We start from the raw sequence: 14,114 nt of genomic DNA on the forward strand, positions 1-14,114 counted from the left end.
GGATTTCTCCGACCGCCTGATCCGTCTTCAGTCTGTAACGAAGGGGCTTAGTCCTTCGAGCCGGCCTTTTCGCGCAGGGCGGCTCCCAGGATGTCGCCCAGCGAGGCGCCCGAGTCGGACGAACCGAACTGTTCGATGGCCTCGGCCTCGTCCTTCATTTCCAGGGCCTTGATCGACACCGAGACGCGGCGCGAGGCCTTGTCGATGCCGGTGACCATGGCGTCGACGCGATCGCCGACCGAGAAGCGCTCGGTGCGCTGCTCGTTGCGGTCACGCGACAGGTCCGACTTGCGGATGAAGGCGGTCGCCGGAGCGTCGTCTTCACCGAATTTGACCTCGATGCCGCCGGTTTCGATCGCCGTCACGGTGACGGTGATCTGCTGACCCTTCTTGAAGGTGTCGCCTTCCATCGGATCGCCGCCGAGCTGCTTGATGCCCAGCGAGACGCGTTCCTTCTCGACGTCGACGTCCAGGACCTTGGCCTTGACGGTTTCGCCCTTGCGGTAACGCTGGATGGCTTCCTCGCCCGACACGTTCCAGTCCAGATCCGACAGGTGGACCATGCCGTCGATGTCGTTGTCCAGGCCGATGAACAGGCCGAACTCGGTGGCGTTCTTGACTTCACCCTCGACGGTCGAGCCGATCGGGTTGGCGGCCACGAAGGCATCCCACGGGTTGTCCTGGGCCTGCTTCAGGCCCAGCGAAATACGGCGCTTGGAGGCGTCGACGTCCAGCACGACCACGTCGACTTCCTGCGAGGTCGAGACGATCTTGCCGGGGTGGACGTTCTTCTTGGTCCACGACATTTCCGAGACGTGCACCAGACCTTCGACACCGGCTTCCAGCTCCACGAAAGCGCCGTAGTCGGTGATGTTGGTGATGCGGCCCGACATCTTGGCGCCGACCGGGTACTTGGCTTCCACGCCGTCCCACGGGTCGGCCTGCAGTTGCTTCATGCCCAGCGAGATACGTTGGGTGTCCGGGTTGATCTTGACGATCTGGACCTTGACGGTGTCGCCGACGGCGAGGACTTGCGACGGGTGCGAGACGCGCTTCCACGACATGTCGGTGACGTGCAGCAGGCCGTCGATGCCGCCCAGGTCAACGAACGCACCGTAATCGGTGATGTTCTTGACGACGCCTTCGCGGACTTCACCCTCTTGCAGCTGGCCGACCAGCTCGGTGCGCTGTTCGGCGCGGGCTTCTTCCAGGATGGCGCGACGCGAGACGACGATGTTGCCGCGCGGACGGTCCATTTTCAGGATGGCGAAGGGCTGTTCCTTGCCCATCAGCGGAGCGACGTCGCGCACCGGACGGATGTCGACCTGCGAGCCCGGCAGGAAGGCCGAGGCGCCGCCCAGATCGACGGTGAAGCCGCCCTTGACGCGACCGACGATGGTGCCGTTGACGGGTTGGCCGTCGGCGAAGACGACTTCCAGACGGGTCCAGGCTTCCTCGCGGCGAGCCTTGTCGCGGCTGATGACCGCTTCACCCAGGGCGTTCTCGACGCGCTCCAGATAGACTTCGACGTTGTCGCCGACCTTCGGGATCACGGCGCCTTCGCCGATGCCGAATTCGCGGGCCGGGATGCGGCCTTCGGTCTTCAGACCGACGTCGATGATCAGGATGTCCTTTTCGATGCCGACGACGCGGCCGTGGACAACCTGGCCTTCGCCGAGGTCACGACCCTGCAGGGTCTCATCAAGCAGCGCCGAGAAATCGTCGCGGGTGGGGGAAAGGGTATCGGTCATGTAACTCTGGAGTTGGAGAAAAGGGTCTCTGCGCGCGACCGGAAGGTCCCGCGCGAAGGGGTTCAAAAGGGGAAATCAGGTCGTCTGACGCGAGGCTTCAAACTCAGCCAGAGCGCCCGCGGAAGCCGAGGTTTGGAGCGTTGGATTTGCGGACCGGGCCTAGAGACCCTGTTTCGCGCGCGCCGCCTCGACGATACGGCGGGCCGCATCGAAGGCCGTCTCTATATCCATATCGGTCGTATCCAGCAAGACGGCGTCTTCAGCCTGCACCATGGGAGCCGCGCCGCGCCCGGCGTCGCGCTCGTCCCGCTTGATGATGTCGGCCAGCATGGCCTCGAAGGCGATGTCGTGCCCGCGCGCGGTCAGCTGCTTCCAGCGCCGGGTCGCCCGCACTTCGGGCGTGGCCGTGATGAACAGCTTGGCCGGAGCCTCCGGCGCGATGACCGTGCCGATATCGCGCCCGTCCAGCACCGCGCCGCCCGTCTGCGCCGCAAAGGCCTTCTGGAAGGCCAGCAGGGCCGCGCGCACGCCCGGATAGCCGGCGATCCGGCTGGCGGCCTCGCCCGCCTCTCCGCTGGTCAACCGATCGGTGTCTGTCAGATGGCTGGCGTCCAGAGCCTGTGCGACAGCCTCCGCGGCGGCCTCATCATCCAGAGACTTGCCCGCGTCCAGCAGACCCACGCCGACGGCGCGGTACAGCAGGCCGGTGTCCAGATGCGCCAGCCCATAGGTCGCGGCCAGCCGAGCGGCGATGGTGCCCTTGCCCGAGGCAGCGGGGCCGTCAACGGCGATGATGAGGGAAGCGGTCATTGGTCTGCCGCGATATCCGCCCCAAGGCCGTTCATCAACTCCACGAAACCCGGGAAACTGGTGGCGATCATGTCCGGCTCGTCGACGGTGACCGGCTGTTCGGCGGCGAGGCCCAGCACCAGATGGCTCATGGCGATGCGGTGATCGTGGGCGGTGTGCACCGTCCCGCCGCCCCGCACGGGCCCACCCGTGACAATGAAGCCCTCGGGCTCTTCCTCCACGGCGACACCACAGGCGCGCAAGCCGTCGACCATCAGCTTGATGCGGTCGCTCTCCTTGACCCGCATCTCGCCCACGCCGCGCATGACGGTGACACCGTGGGCGAAGGCGGCCGTGGCGGCCAGGATCGGATACTCGTCGATCATCGAGGCCGCGCGATCTTCCGGCACGACGACACCCTTCAGCGCCGAATGGCGGGCGGTGATGTCGCCGACCTCCTCACCCCCGGCCCTGCGGCGGTTTGTGATGGTCAGGTCCGCGCCCATCTCCCGCCAGGTCTCGAACAGACCGGTTCGCAGCGGGTTCAGCATGACGCCCTCGACCGTGACGACCGAGCCCGGAACCACGAGCCCTGCCGCCAGCGGGAAGGCCGCCGACGACGGATCGCCCGGCACCGCCACGAAGGTCCCCGTCAAGGGCTGCCCGCCCTTCAGCGTAATCGTCCAGCCCTCGCCGTCTTCCACAACGCTGACCTCCGCTCCGAAGGCGCGCAGCATCCGTTCAGTGTGGTCCCGGCTCTTCTCCGGCTCGGTGACAGTGGTCACGCCCCCGGCGTTCAGCCCGGCCAGCAGGATGGCCGACTTGATCTGGGCCGAGGCGACCGTCTGCACATAGTCGATGCCGGTCAGCGTCCCGCCGGTCAAACGCAGCGGCACCCGATCCTCGGCGGTCAACCAGTCGAAGGTCGCGCCCATTCCAGCCAATGGGCCAGTGACACGCTTCATCGGACGTTTTCGCAATGAAGCGTCCCCGTCGAAGGTCGCGGTGATCGGATAGCCGGCCGCCGCGCCCATCAGCAGGCGCACGCCCGTCCCGGCGTTGCCGCAGTCGATGACGCTGTCCGGGGTGCGGAAGCCCCCCTGCCCCGTGATCCGCCAATGCCCGTCCCCCAGCCGCTCAACCTGCGCGCCGAAGGCCTCCGCCGCCCGGGCCGTGGCCAGGACGTCGTCGCCCTCAAGCAACCCCTCAACCTCGGTCACGCCGGTGGCCATCGCCCCGAAGATCATCGAGCGATGCGACATGCTCTTGTCGCCCGGTGCGCGCACGGAACCGGTCAGCGCGCGGCTGCGACGGGCGGTCAGATGTGTGGTGTTCGTCACCCAGCGGTCTCCGAAAGGGCGTGTCAGGCGCGGGTGGCGGCCATTTTTGCTTCAGGTCTACGAGACCTGAATCCAAAAAATGGCCCAAGCTCCAAAGTTCGGCGAAATCTGAGTTCGGGAGCGCGCAGCGCTCCTGAACCGATTTCGCCGGAGAGAACGTTTTTGACAGCGGCTCCAAGGGGTGGCAAGGGACGCGCCCGAATTCCCCGAACGTGAGAGGCGCCTCCGTGGCTAATCCCGAACTGGGCCAGAAGCAGGTCTGTCCGAACTGCCAGGCCAAATTCTACGACCTCAACCGTCGTCCGGCCCACTGCCCCAAATGCGGCACCGACTTCGATCCCGAAGAAGCCCTGAAGCTGCGCAACCGCCGCGGCCGTCCGGCCGGCTACCCGGCCGACGACGAGGCTGAAGATCAGGTCAAGGACAAGAAGGTCGACGGCGACGAGGACGACGAGGAAGAAGCCGTCTCCACGCCCGAGATCGACGAGGAAGGCCATGAGCCGATCCTGACCCCGGACGACGACGATGACTCGCCGACCGACCCGACCGAAGAGCCCGGCATGGGCGAGGCCGGTGAAGATGACGATGACGTCCTGGGCGACGACGACGATGACTCGGTGCCCTTCATCGAGGACGAAGACGATGACGACTCGTTCGAGGACGAGATCGGCAAGCCCGAAAAGGACGAGGACTAACGCACTTCCGGGCGGATCAGAGCCCTCTGATCCGCCCGGAAATCGCCTTTCGAACAGCGTTCGAAAAAGGTGAAAATAAAAGGCGAAAACGGGCTTGATCCTCAAACGGCCCTGACATAGTTTCCGCCGCCTCGCCGGGGGCCAACACCAATACCGCGGCGGACCAGACCGGCAACGGTTCGGGGCTTTAGCTCAGTTGGTAGAGCGCTTGCATGGCATGCAAGAGGTCAGCGGTTCGACTCCGCTAAGCTCCACCATGAAGGCCTCGCGGGACACCGCGAGGCCTTCTCCAATTCCGGTTCTGATGATCCCTACAGGCTGATGGTGCGGGCGCGGCCCAGATCGGCTTCGTCGGGCACGTCGACGTTCTGCGAACGCAGGAGAGCCGACACCGGACCGATCATGGACCGCATCGCATTCAGCTGCGTCCCGGCCAGACCGCCCAAGGTGCGCAGATGGCCCAGCTTGCTGACATTCGCCGGATTACGCGAAGCCGCCGTCAGCATGGCGGGGAAGTCGGAGACCAACTGCGCGTCGATCAGACCCGCGCGGATCATGTTCACCCCGGCGTCCAGCATCAGGCCGCGCTGGTTGCGGTTGGCGGTCTCGTACAGCGCCTGAAGCTCGGCCTCGCTTCCGGCGTTGGCCTTCAGGGCGTCGATGTCCTCCTCGAAGGCGGCGTTGTACGAACCCAGATCATCCGCGTCCTGCACGACCTGGATGGCGTTCACCCGCTCACGGATCGACGCCATGTCGTTCTTGTTGCGCGACATCTGGGCCAGCACGGCGGCCGCGACCATCATCTGCTTGGTCGCCTCCACGCCCTCACGAAGGAACACATCCGGGTTGTGAGCCGTCGCACCGGACGCGCCGCCGCCGAAGGGGTTGGGGACGCCCGGGACGCTGCGCGGCAGATTTTGTCCCATCCCCCGAAGGTTGGGAAGCTGGGCGCTGACGGACGCCGGCGTGAGCACCGCGAGGCCGAGGGCCAGGATCGCAGCGACGGGTTTGGATGCCTTCATAGGTCTTCTCCGGTTTCGAAATGGATTGAGGATTATCTCGGGGGCGTGGTTTCAGCCGCCGCCTGACGCGCCATCACGGAGGTCGCCTCCGCGAGCGCCTGTTGCAGCACGCCGGCTCGCGACCCGGCGTCAGCGCCGGCGGACACCGCGACGCCGGTCAGGGCCTGCTGTTTGCCGACGCCGCCCTCGACCCGCTGGCCGTTGCGCCGAAGGCTGAAACCGACGGTCAGGTCATAGTCCGACAGCACCATCCCCTGCCGGGGGCGAGGGGCGCCGCGTGGCTCGACCTGATGGACCGGTTCGAAGCACACGTCCTCTGGCGGCGGCGACAACACGCCCATCTGCTCCAGCCCTTCAAACTGACCGATCAACAGCGGGCGCAGCTCATCCTCGAAGTCGCGGATGCGGACAGGAGCCCGGAACGCGGCCGCGAAGGCGTTGACCGCGATCGGCCCAAAGGTCGGCTGAGGGATGGAGCCCCGCGCGCTGACGCTGCCGTTCCCCTGTGCATCCGCGCACTGGATGAACCATCGACGGGACGCGGTGGCCAGCGATGGCGCCTCCCAGGCCAGCTGGTCGCCGGACCCTACGGACACCGTCTCCACCCCGGCGAAGCGCGCGGTGGCGCCGTCCTGATCGGTGGACACGACCTCGACGTTGGTGATGGGAGACCAGACATCCCCATCGATTCCGGGGACACGGCCGATCCGGCGCAGGATGGAGGCGGACACGCCCGGGGTCAGAGCGCCGCCCGGATCAGCGACCCGAACGCCTCCTGCGGCTGCGCTGACCGGAAGACGCAGAGTTTGCGGCCGGAACTCCCGACCGACGACCTCCACCGCCTGTCGTACCGCCGCGATCAGGGCCAGATCGTCCCGCTGTTCGGCGGAGAAGCTCAGGTCCGCGATCTCGGCATCGCGCCAGCTTTCCACGCCCTGTCCGGCGAACAGCACCCGACCGGCGCGGTCGATCACCTCGACCAGCACCCGGGCCTGATGCGACCGGATCGAGACGCCCCGGACCTCGGTGGGCATGCCGGCCGACGGCAGGACCAGCGCGGTCACGCGCAGGAAGTAGTCAGGCAGGGCCCGCGGGCGATAGCCCGCCCCTGACTGGCCCAGCGTCTGGTTCCGTATCTCCACGAAGCTCGGATTGACCGGCGCGGCCGAGAAGGCGGTCGCCTCGCCCAATGCGGTTTCGACCATGGCCGCCAGATGTCGCCGACCGACATGCGCCGGCGCGTCGGCCACGACAACCAGCATCGACGGCCGCGCCAGCGCGGTCGTGGGCTGGGCGACCTGCCGCGACAGGGCTTGCCCGACGCTGAGGCTCCCCAGCAGGGGCTCGACGATCGAATAGGCCGCGTCGGCGTGCACGACCCGAACGTCGCCGCCCAGGAAGTCGCCCTCGCGAAGGCCGCCGGACCGACCCTGATCGACCACGAAGCGATCCCCTGCCCGGCCCCGCACCTGCGCGGTCAGGGCGCGGGGCTGGAAGCGGGTCGCGGCCTGATCCACCAGGGCGTCCAGCGCGGTCTCCAGCTGGCCGTCGATCTGTCGCTGGATCTGCTGGAGGCCGCCGCCGCGCGACATGATCCCCGAGACCCTGCCGTTCAGGCTCTCCGAGAACAACACCTCCCCGGTCGCCATGTCGGAGACCATCAGCGTCAGCCCCATGGGCGCATGCACCTCGATGGAGGGGCCGTTGGGGACACGCCAGAGGTCGAGCCGGGTCATATGCAGGGAGACCACCGCCGTCCCGGTGAGCGTGGCCTCGCGGGTCAGGCCAGCGCCCGGTCCGACCGACAGATCGTTGACCACGCCCGGGAAGCGGGCCGCGACCCGCTGCCGGAACCGCTCGCCCAGCGCCATCCGCCGCTCGGGCGTCACTGCGAAGCAGAGTTCGGGCGAGACATAGGCCGTGTCATTCGACGCCGCGCTGCCGGCAGGCCGTCCGCAGGCGGTCGCGTCGAGGCCGAAGAGGCCCGCGACAGGGTAGAGCCGCAGGGATGGCGTTTGCGCCTGCGCGGCCGCCCCCCCGAGCAGCCACAGAAGGGCGGACAGCGCCGCCAGACCGATCGTCCGGGCCGTCACAGGCTCAGCAACCGCCGGGCAGGCAGAAGATGACCTGACGGCCCACGACCTCGCTGGTGGCGTTGGCGAAGGCCGGTTTGCCCCGCAGCCGCTGATACAGGGCGAGGTTCAGCGGCATCGGCCCCTCATAGCGGACCTGGAGGTTCATCTGACCGCCCTCCTGACCGAGGAAGGCGTGGCTCTGAACCCCAGGCAGCCCCTGCAGAGCGTCCAGCACATCGGCCTGCGTTCCCATGTCCGCCGCGCCGCGAATGACGAGCGTGTACTCGACCGGACCCTGCGCGGCGGCGACGGCGTTAGCCACGCCGCGCGACTGGTTGCGCCAGTGGCGCTGGACCTGCGGCCCCAGCTCCTCCGCCGCCAGACGGGCGAGGTTCTCGGACAGGCGGGCGGCGCACAACTCGTAGCTTGAGGCGGCGTCCTCGCCCGACTTGCTGGTCGCGGCGATGTCCTGCGAGGTGCTGGTGGCGAAGGCCTGGGCATACAGTTGGCCGGTGCAGGTGGCCTGCCCGGTGTTCGGGCTGCGGCCGTTGTCCTGAATGCTCAGTTGCCCGCCCATGAAGAAGGGCGCCCGGCTGGTGCGGTAGGCGTCGGCGAGGAAGGCCGTCAGCTGACCACTGTCGCGCAGCTCGGTGAACAGGGGCGGCGCACCCGGCGCGAACTGAGCCAGGGCGTTCATCCCGTTCGCCGTCGCCACATCGTGACGCAGCAGCTCCCCGGTGAGGGCCGCGACCGCCGCCTGCCCCACCCGCGTGGTCGCGGTCGCCTGATAGACGACACGCTGGCGATACCGGGTGGCGTCGACCGCGGCGGCCTGAACATTGTTGCGGTCTTCCAGACGGGTCGATCGCGCATAGGCGTCGGCGTCCGTCCTGCGGGCGGCGCCGGCGCCGTACCAGTTGGCATAGGCGCCGGTCCGCTGCGACGTCGACGCCGCCGCCTCGCGGTCCGAGTAGCTGAGGCTCGAGGTATCGCTGAAGGTCGCGCCCCGGAACCGGTCATACTCGGTCGTCACCTCGATCGGCTGGTTGGTGTCGCGCGACGGCCCGACCGCCTCGTCCAGCATGACCAGAACCCGCGCATTCTGCCCCCCGGCCTGCGTGCTGGAAGAGACCACGCCTTCGTCATCCAGACGCGCCTGGAACCACGCCCGGTCGATGCGGGCCGACGCCGTCGCGCGGTACTCCTGTCCCACCCGTTCATAGGACCAGGGCTCAAACATCTCGGGTCGAAGCTGATTGGCCAGACGGGCCGTGATCTCGGGCGTCACCTCGCCCAGCCGTTCGGCGCCCAGCACCTGACGGGCCATGTTCCGCACCAGATCCTGACGGGCCGCCGCTTCGGCATTCGCGCGGGTGGCGTTGGCGTCGCGGGTGACCGGCGCGGTCCCCGTTCCGGAGACGACGCCCTCCTGCGCCATGGCGGCGTATGGAACGGACACGGCGATGACGGCCGCGAACGGCATGAATGCACGCATGGATAGCTCCCCCGACGCTTGAGCGTCACCATACGCTACCCAAGGATGCGGCCCGTGTCAGCGGTTTCCGAACGGGGGTCGCGAAACTTCTGTGACTTGTCGCCGGAGCGCGCAGGCCCCATCTAATCGGTGTTCAGGTCTCGCCATTCCGGGAGGCCTGATTCAACGCCTGCTTCGGGGGCTCGAGACCATATGACGACACGCACCATCCTGTTCGACAGCCCCTTCCTGCTGGGCTTTGACCACACCCGGGCCCTGATCGACCGGGCGCAGCGGGCGGCGGCGGACAGCTATCCGCCCTATAACGTCGAGCAGCGCGGCGAGCAGGCCGTCCGGATCACCCTCGCGGTGGCCGGCTTCGGCCCCGACGACCTGGCCATCACCCTTGAAGGCCGCCAACTGACCATCGCCGGCAAGCGCGAGGACGCGGGCAAGGACCCGCAGGCCTTTCTGCATCGCGGCATCGCCGGGCGCGGCTTCGTCCGCAGCTTCGTGCTGGCGGACGGCCTGGAGGTCGATGCGGCGACCCTCGAACACGGCCTGCTGCACGTCGACATGAGCCGTCCGGATGACGTCCAGACGATCCGTCGCATCCCCATCACGACGGGCTGAGAGCCGTCGATTCACCGGCCGCCGAATTCGGGGCCGAACCCATACGCCCCCGTGGCGTTAGTAGAGCGTAAGGAGGCGGTCACATGACGCCGGAACAGAAGATGACCCGACAGGACTTCGCCCATCTGGGGGCGCCGGACCTTGTCTATGTGCGCGAAATCCGCGCCGCCGACGTGCTGGCCGATGCGCCTATGACGGCCATGCAAGGGCTGTCGGTCGACCCCGACGCCACCCTCTATGCCGTGCACGGCGCCGACGGCGAGCGGCTGGCCATCATGACTGACCGCGAGACCGCCTTCGCCACCGCCGTGGCGCACGAGCTGGAGCCCGTCTCGGTTCACTGACGCATCCCAAGAGCGCTATCGCTCGCGCCGCGGGCGCTCCCTGCTTGAGCGCGAGATCGGCGCGACGCTGAAGGCAGGCCCGCGCTCAAGCAGCCACCCGCCGCGCGGGTGGCGTTAGCGCCCTTCAAGAGAGATGATGCCGCCGTCAGGCGGCTGTCGCGGGGGCGCGGTCGCTGACGAAGAGGGCGTGGATGGCGTCGGCGGTTCGGGCCTGACGCAGTTGCTCCCGCATCCCGGACGAGCGCAGGGCGCGCGAGACCGCCGCCAGGGCCCGCAGGTGCTCGGCGCCGTCGCTGGGCGGAGCGAACAGGGCGAACAGCAGATCGACCGGACGGTCGTCCACCGAGCCGTAGGCCACGGGCGTATCCAGACGCACGAAAACGCCCGTCACGCGGCGGACGCCCTCCAGACGGGCATGGGGCACGGCCACGCCCGAGCCCAGCCCGGTCGAGCCCAGGGCCTCGCGCTCCAGCAGAGCTTCCAGCACGCGTCCCTCCGGCAGGCCGAGAGCCTGGGCGGCGGCGTCCGCCACCGTGTGGAGAGCCTGCCGCTTGGATGACGCGCCGCTGCGCAGGACGACGCCGCCGTCCGCCAGCAAATCACCGATGTCCATTGAAACCCCGACTCTACTCGATCATCCCGGGTGGGCGGGCGCCCTTTAGAACACCCGCCCCCTTGTGGGAAGCACTATGACGTATGACCGTTTACCGAACCGTGTGCGGCGAGTGAAACACCTTTCCTGTCCGGGTCGATCCAGCCGACGTTGCCGTCAGGGCGGCGATAGACCACCGAGATGCCGCCGTGGGCCGCGTTGCGGAAGACGACGACCGGATAGCCGGTCATGTCGAGCTCGGCGACCGCGCGGCCGACGGTGATGGTGCGGATCTCGGTCTCGTTCTCCGCGATGACCATGCCCACCGGAGGCGGACCGTCCGCCTCGCCCGCGTCGCCGAAGGTTTCGTCCTCGACCTCGTCCGGATTGCGCAGGACGATGCTGCGAGCGACCTCGCGGGCGGCGTCCTCGGTCTTCTCCGGGGAGAGACGCTTGGGCCCGATGTGGTGATCCTTCAGGCGACGCTTGTAGCGGCGCACCCGCTTCTCGAGCTTGTCGAGCGAGTCGGAGAAGGCGCCGTGGGCGTCGCCGCCCAGCCCGGTGGTGACGATAGCCTGTCCCGACGCAAGGCGAACCCAACAGTCCACCTTGAAGCCGTGACCGTCTTTCGACACCACGACCTCAGCATCCTGAGCACCGCGTTCGAAATATTTTCCGATCCCGTCTTCGAGTTCCTGGGAGATGCGCGAGCCTAACGCTTCGCCGACATCTACGTGCTTGCCGCTGACCTGGACTTGCATGCCGATAGAACGCGACCGATCCAGTTTGGTGTCAACGGAGAACAACGAAATCGACAGTCACGCTTGCGCGATTTGACGCATCTCTTTTTTGGGGTCGCGGTCAGAAGGCTCCGCCTTCTCGACCCGACGCGACCCTGCGCTTCGCGCCCGCCAATTTTCGAAAGGAAGTATAGCCCGAGCCTGCCGCGCAATGCAAGAACAAAGAAAGAACAGCCTTGCGTTCAGGGCATTTCAGCCTGCCTTGAGCATCCGTTTGCGCTCGACCGAGGACGGGATGCGGAGCGCCTCGCGGTACTTCGCGACCGTGCGGCGGGCGATGTCGATGCCGGCCTCGCTGAGCAGTTCGACGATGCGGTCATCAGACAGGACGTCGCCGTCGCGGCCCTCGCCGTCGATCATCGACTTGATCCGGTGACGGACGGCTTCAGCCGAATGGAGCGCGCCGCCGTCGGAGGACTGGATGGCGGCGGTGAAGAAGAACTTCAACTCGAACACGCCCCGGGGCGTCGAGACGTATTTGTTTGAGGTCACGCGGCTGACGGTCGACTCGTGCATCCCGATGGCGTCGGCGACGGTCTTCAGATTCAGGGGGCGCAGGAACTCGACGCCGAAGGCCAGGAAGGCGTCCTGCTGGCGCACGATTTCGGACGCGACCTTCAGGATGGTCCTGGCCCGCTGGTCCAGCGACTTGACCAGCCATGACGCCTGGGCCGCGCAGTCGGCGACGAAGGTCTTGTCGACCTCGGTCCGCGCCGCGCCCGCCACCACCCCGTGATAGCGCTTGTCCATGATCAGGCGTGGCAAGGTGTCGGCGTTCAGCTCCACCTTCCAGCCGCCCGCCGGGTCGGCGCGGACGTGGACGTCGGGGATGACGGTCTGGGCCGGTTCACCGCCGAAGCCCGCGCCGGGGCGCGGCGTCAGGGCCTTCAGCTCGGCGATCATCTCGACCATGTCCTCGGCGTCGACGCCGCACAGCTTGCGCAGGCCGGTCAGGTCCCGCTTCGCCAGCAGGTCGAGGTTGTCGAGCAGGCACTCCATGGCCGGATCGAAGCGATTGCGTTCGACCAGTTGCAGCTTGAGGCACTCGGGCACCGAGCGGGCCATGACGCCGGTCGGCTCGAACCCCTGACAGACCGCCAGCACCCGCTCGATGCGGCCGGCGTCGACGCCCAGACGTTCGGAGACCTCGGCCAGATCGCCGCGCAGGTAGCCGCCCTCATCGACCATGTCGATCAGGGTCAGGGCGATGCCGTGGTCGGCGGGCGAGAAGCCGGCCTGCGAGGCCTGGGCCTGCAGATGCTCCCACAGGGTGGCGTCGCGGGTGTCGGGCTGTTCACGACCCTCGCCGTCCGGCAGGCCGCCGCCGGACCCGGCGCGGGACCAGTCGGTCAGACCGGGCTGGCCGTCATCGGTGCGATCCGCCCCGCGCTCGCCCGGCGCGGCATCGCCATAGACATCGTCCCCGCGCGCATCGACGGCGTCGCCCGCGTCGGCGGCGCGGCCGTCCTCGAAGGTCATTTCGGCGCGGTCGGCGACCTCGATCCGCTCGGGCGTGGCGTCGTTCGCCTCGCCCGGCTCGCCGTCCTCGCGTTGCAGCAGGGGGTTCTTCTCCAGCTCGGCTTCGACGAAGGCCTCCAGCTCAAGGTTCGACAGCTGCAGCAGCTTGATCGCCTGCTGCAGCTGGGGCGTGATGACAAGCCCCTGCCCCTGTCTGATCTCGAGCCTTTGACCGAGCACGCGATTTTCCCCTGCCCCGGCCGAAGTGGCCCGGAACTTGCTTCGGCGACCATGTCGCCGAACCGGTTAACGACCCTTGAAGGGTTTGAACGCCCCTGAAACGTCGTCGATGGAAAGCTCTGCCGGGTCCGGCGGGGCGAAACTTTCAGGGATCGGGCGCGGGGGAAAAATCCGGGTGCGAACAGGCCGGATCAGGGGCCGGATCGGGGGGCGGAGCCGGAGACAGCGGGAAGGTCCCGCGCACCCCGGCGACCACTTCGTCATTCAGCTCGCACAGCTCATGATAATCCTCCCGGATCAGCCGGCCCGACCTGAACGCCCGCGTCAGACCGAGATGCGTCGAGGCCGCGCCCCGGATGATGGTTTGCTGGTTCCGCAGGGACGCCAGGGTCCGCGCGATCGCCCCTTCCGTTCCCTGCTCCCGCGCCACCCGCTCACGCCGCCTTTCACGCGCCTCGCCGGCCTCAAGCCGGGCCTGCAGCTTCTCATGCAGCCGCATCCACGACGCCGCCTCACCGGCCCGGCCCAGCCGCAGCGCCCGCCGCACCCGGACCAGCGCGTCTTCGGCCAGCGCGGCGCAGTCGACGGGTTCGTCCGCCTCCGGGTCGTCATCGGGAACAGGCGCCGGCTCCGGCTGATCGCACCGGCGCCAGCCCTCGCGCCGGGCGCGATCACTGAAGGTGGATGGGCTCAGGCCATAGCGGTCACAGACCTGCGTCCCGGAATCCCCGTTGATATAGTCCCGACGGGCGAGCGCCCATGTGTCGTCCGAGCGCGGGTCGTAGCCGCGCGGGGCCTCAAGGGCGTGGGGGTTGGGGTGTGGGGCGTCTGTCAGCACGGGCGATCCTCCTGTCGGAGAGGAGGATGACATGCCGGTGCGTCAAAAACGGACGTATGGGCG

At 68.0% G+C, this 14,114-nt stretch carries 13 protein-coding genes and 1 tRNA gene; 4 read left to right on the forward strand and 10 right to left on the reverse strand.

Translation table 11 applies throughout. The annotated features are described in order from the left end of the window. Positions 1-47: 47 nt before the first annotated feature. From rpsA to aroA, 3 genes are all read right to left on the reverse strand, one after another. Positions 48-1,751 (reverse strand): 30S ribosomal protein S1, encoded by a 1,704-nt coding sequence (rpsA, locus tag ACODRV_RS11125; protein WP_141627775.1) that lies wholly within the window; start codon positions 1,749-1,751, stop codon positions 48-50. A gap of 159 nt (positions 1,752-1,910) precedes the next feature. Continuing rightward, positions 1,911-2,561: a (d)CMP kinase gene (cmk, locus tag ACODRV_RS11130; protein ID WP_488908357.1), complete on the reverse strand. Its 651-nt coding sequence runs from the start codon at positions 2,559-2,561 to the stop codon at positions 1,911-1,913. Beyond that, positions 2,558-3,862 carry a 3-phosphoshikimate 1-carboxyvinyltransferase gene (aroA, locus tag ACODRV_RS11135; protein ID WP_488908399.1) on the reverse strand — a complete coding sequence of 435 codons (1,305 nt, stop codon included), beginning with the start codon at positions 3,860-3,862 and terminating at the stop codon, positions 2,558-2,560. Before aroA ends, cmk begins: the two co-directional genes overlap by 4 nt. A 245-nt stretch (positions 3,863-4,107) precedes the next feature. On the opposite strand from aroA, the gene ACODRV_RS11140 reads away from it, so the two are divergent. Both ACODRV_RS11140 and ACODRV_RS11145 read left to right on the forward strand, forming a co-directional pair. Beyond that, positions 4,108-4,575, forward strand: a complete 468-nt coding sequence (locus tag ACODRV_RS11140; protein WP_141627778.1) for a TIGR02300 family protein — start codon at positions 4,108-4,110, stop codon at positions 4,573-4,575. Positions 4,576-4,756: 181 nt separating this feature from the next. After that, positions 4,757-4,832: transfer RNA gene (locus ACODRV_RS11145), tRNA-Ala, on the forward strand. Positions 4,833-4,886: 54 nt separating this feature from the next. Here ACODRV_RS11145 and ACODRV_RS11150 read toward each other — a convergent pair. The 3 genes from ACODRV_RS11150 to ACODRV_RS11160 are packed head-to-tail and all read right to left on the reverse strand — an operon-like array spanning position 4,887 to position 9,167. Next, on the reverse strand, positions 4,887-5,597 hold the full coding sequence (locus ACODRV_RS11150) for a hypothetical protein (protein ID WP_141627779.1): 711 nt from the start codon (positions 5,595-5,597) through the stop codon (positions 4,887-4,889). Between the two features lie 32 nt (positions 5,598-5,629). Then, positions 5,630-7,690: a hypothetical protein gene (locus ACODRV_RS11155; protein ID WP_488908358.1), complete on the reverse strand. Its 2,061-nt coding sequence runs from the start codon at positions 7,688-7,690 to the stop codon at positions 5,630-5,632. Positions 7,691-7,694: 4 nt separating this feature from the next. Then, positions 7,695-9,167 (reverse strand): hypothetical protein, encoded by a 1,473-nt coding sequence (locus ACODRV_RS11160; protein ID WP_488908359.1) that lies wholly within the window; start codon positions 9,165-9,167, stop codon positions 7,695-7,697. 192 nt (positions 9,168-9,359) lie between these two features. Between ACODRV_RS11160 and ACODRV_RS11165 the strand changes: the two genes are divergently transcribed. Together ACODRV_RS11165 and ACODRV_RS11170 are read left to right on the forward strand one after the other, a co-directional pair. After that, positions 9,360-9,779, forward strand: a complete 420-nt coding sequence (locus tag ACODRV_RS11165) for an Hsp20 family protein (RefSeq protein ID WP_141627782.1) — start codon at positions 9,360-9,362, stop codon at positions 9,777-9,779. An 83-nt stretch (positions 9,780-9,862) separates the two neighbouring features. Next, positions 9,863-10,123 (forward strand): DUF1150 family protein, encoded by a 261-nt coding sequence (locus ACODRV_RS11170; protein WP_488908360.1) that lies wholly within the window; start codon positions 9,863-9,865, stop codon positions 10,121-10,123. 145 nt (positions 10,124-10,268) lie between these two features. Here ACODRV_RS11170 and ACODRV_RS11175 read toward each other — a convergent pair whose 3' ends face one another. The 4 genes from ACODRV_RS11175 to ACODRV_RS11190 all read right to left on the reverse strand — a co-directional run bounded on the left by ACODRV_RS11175 (position 10,269) and on the right by ACODRV_RS11190 (position 14,051). Next, on the reverse strand, positions 10,269-10,736 hold the full coding sequence (locus ACODRV_RS11175; RefSeq protein ID WP_141627784.1) for a PTS sugar transporter subunit IIA: 468 nt from the start codon (positions 10,734-10,736) through the stop codon (positions 10,269-10,271). Between the two features lie 74 nt (positions 10,737-10,810). Next, complete coding sequence (hpf, locus tag ACODRV_RS11180) at positions 10,811-11,476, reverse strand: ribosome hibernation-promoting factor, HPF/YfiA family (RefSeq protein ID WP_141627785.1); 666 nt, start codon at positions 11,474-11,476, stop codon at positions 10,811-10,813. 231 nt (positions 11,477-11,707) lie between these two features. Then, on the reverse strand, positions 11,708-13,213 hold the full coding sequence (rpoN, locus tag ACODRV_RS11185; RefSeq protein ID WP_488908361.1) for an RNA polymerase factor sigma-54: 1,506 nt from the start codon (positions 13,211-13,213) through the stop codon (positions 11,708-11,710). A 145-nt stretch (positions 13,214-13,358) separates the two neighbouring features. Continuing rightward, complete coding sequence (locus tag ACODRV_RS11190) at positions 13,359-14,051, reverse strand: hypothetical protein (RefSeq protein WP_488908362.1); 693 nt, start codon at positions 14,049-14,051, stop codon at positions 13,359-13,361. Between the last annotated feature and the right edge of the window lie 63 nt (positions 14,052-14,114).

The sequence above is a fragment of the Brevundimonas sp. FG8 genome (assembly GCF_057808845.1).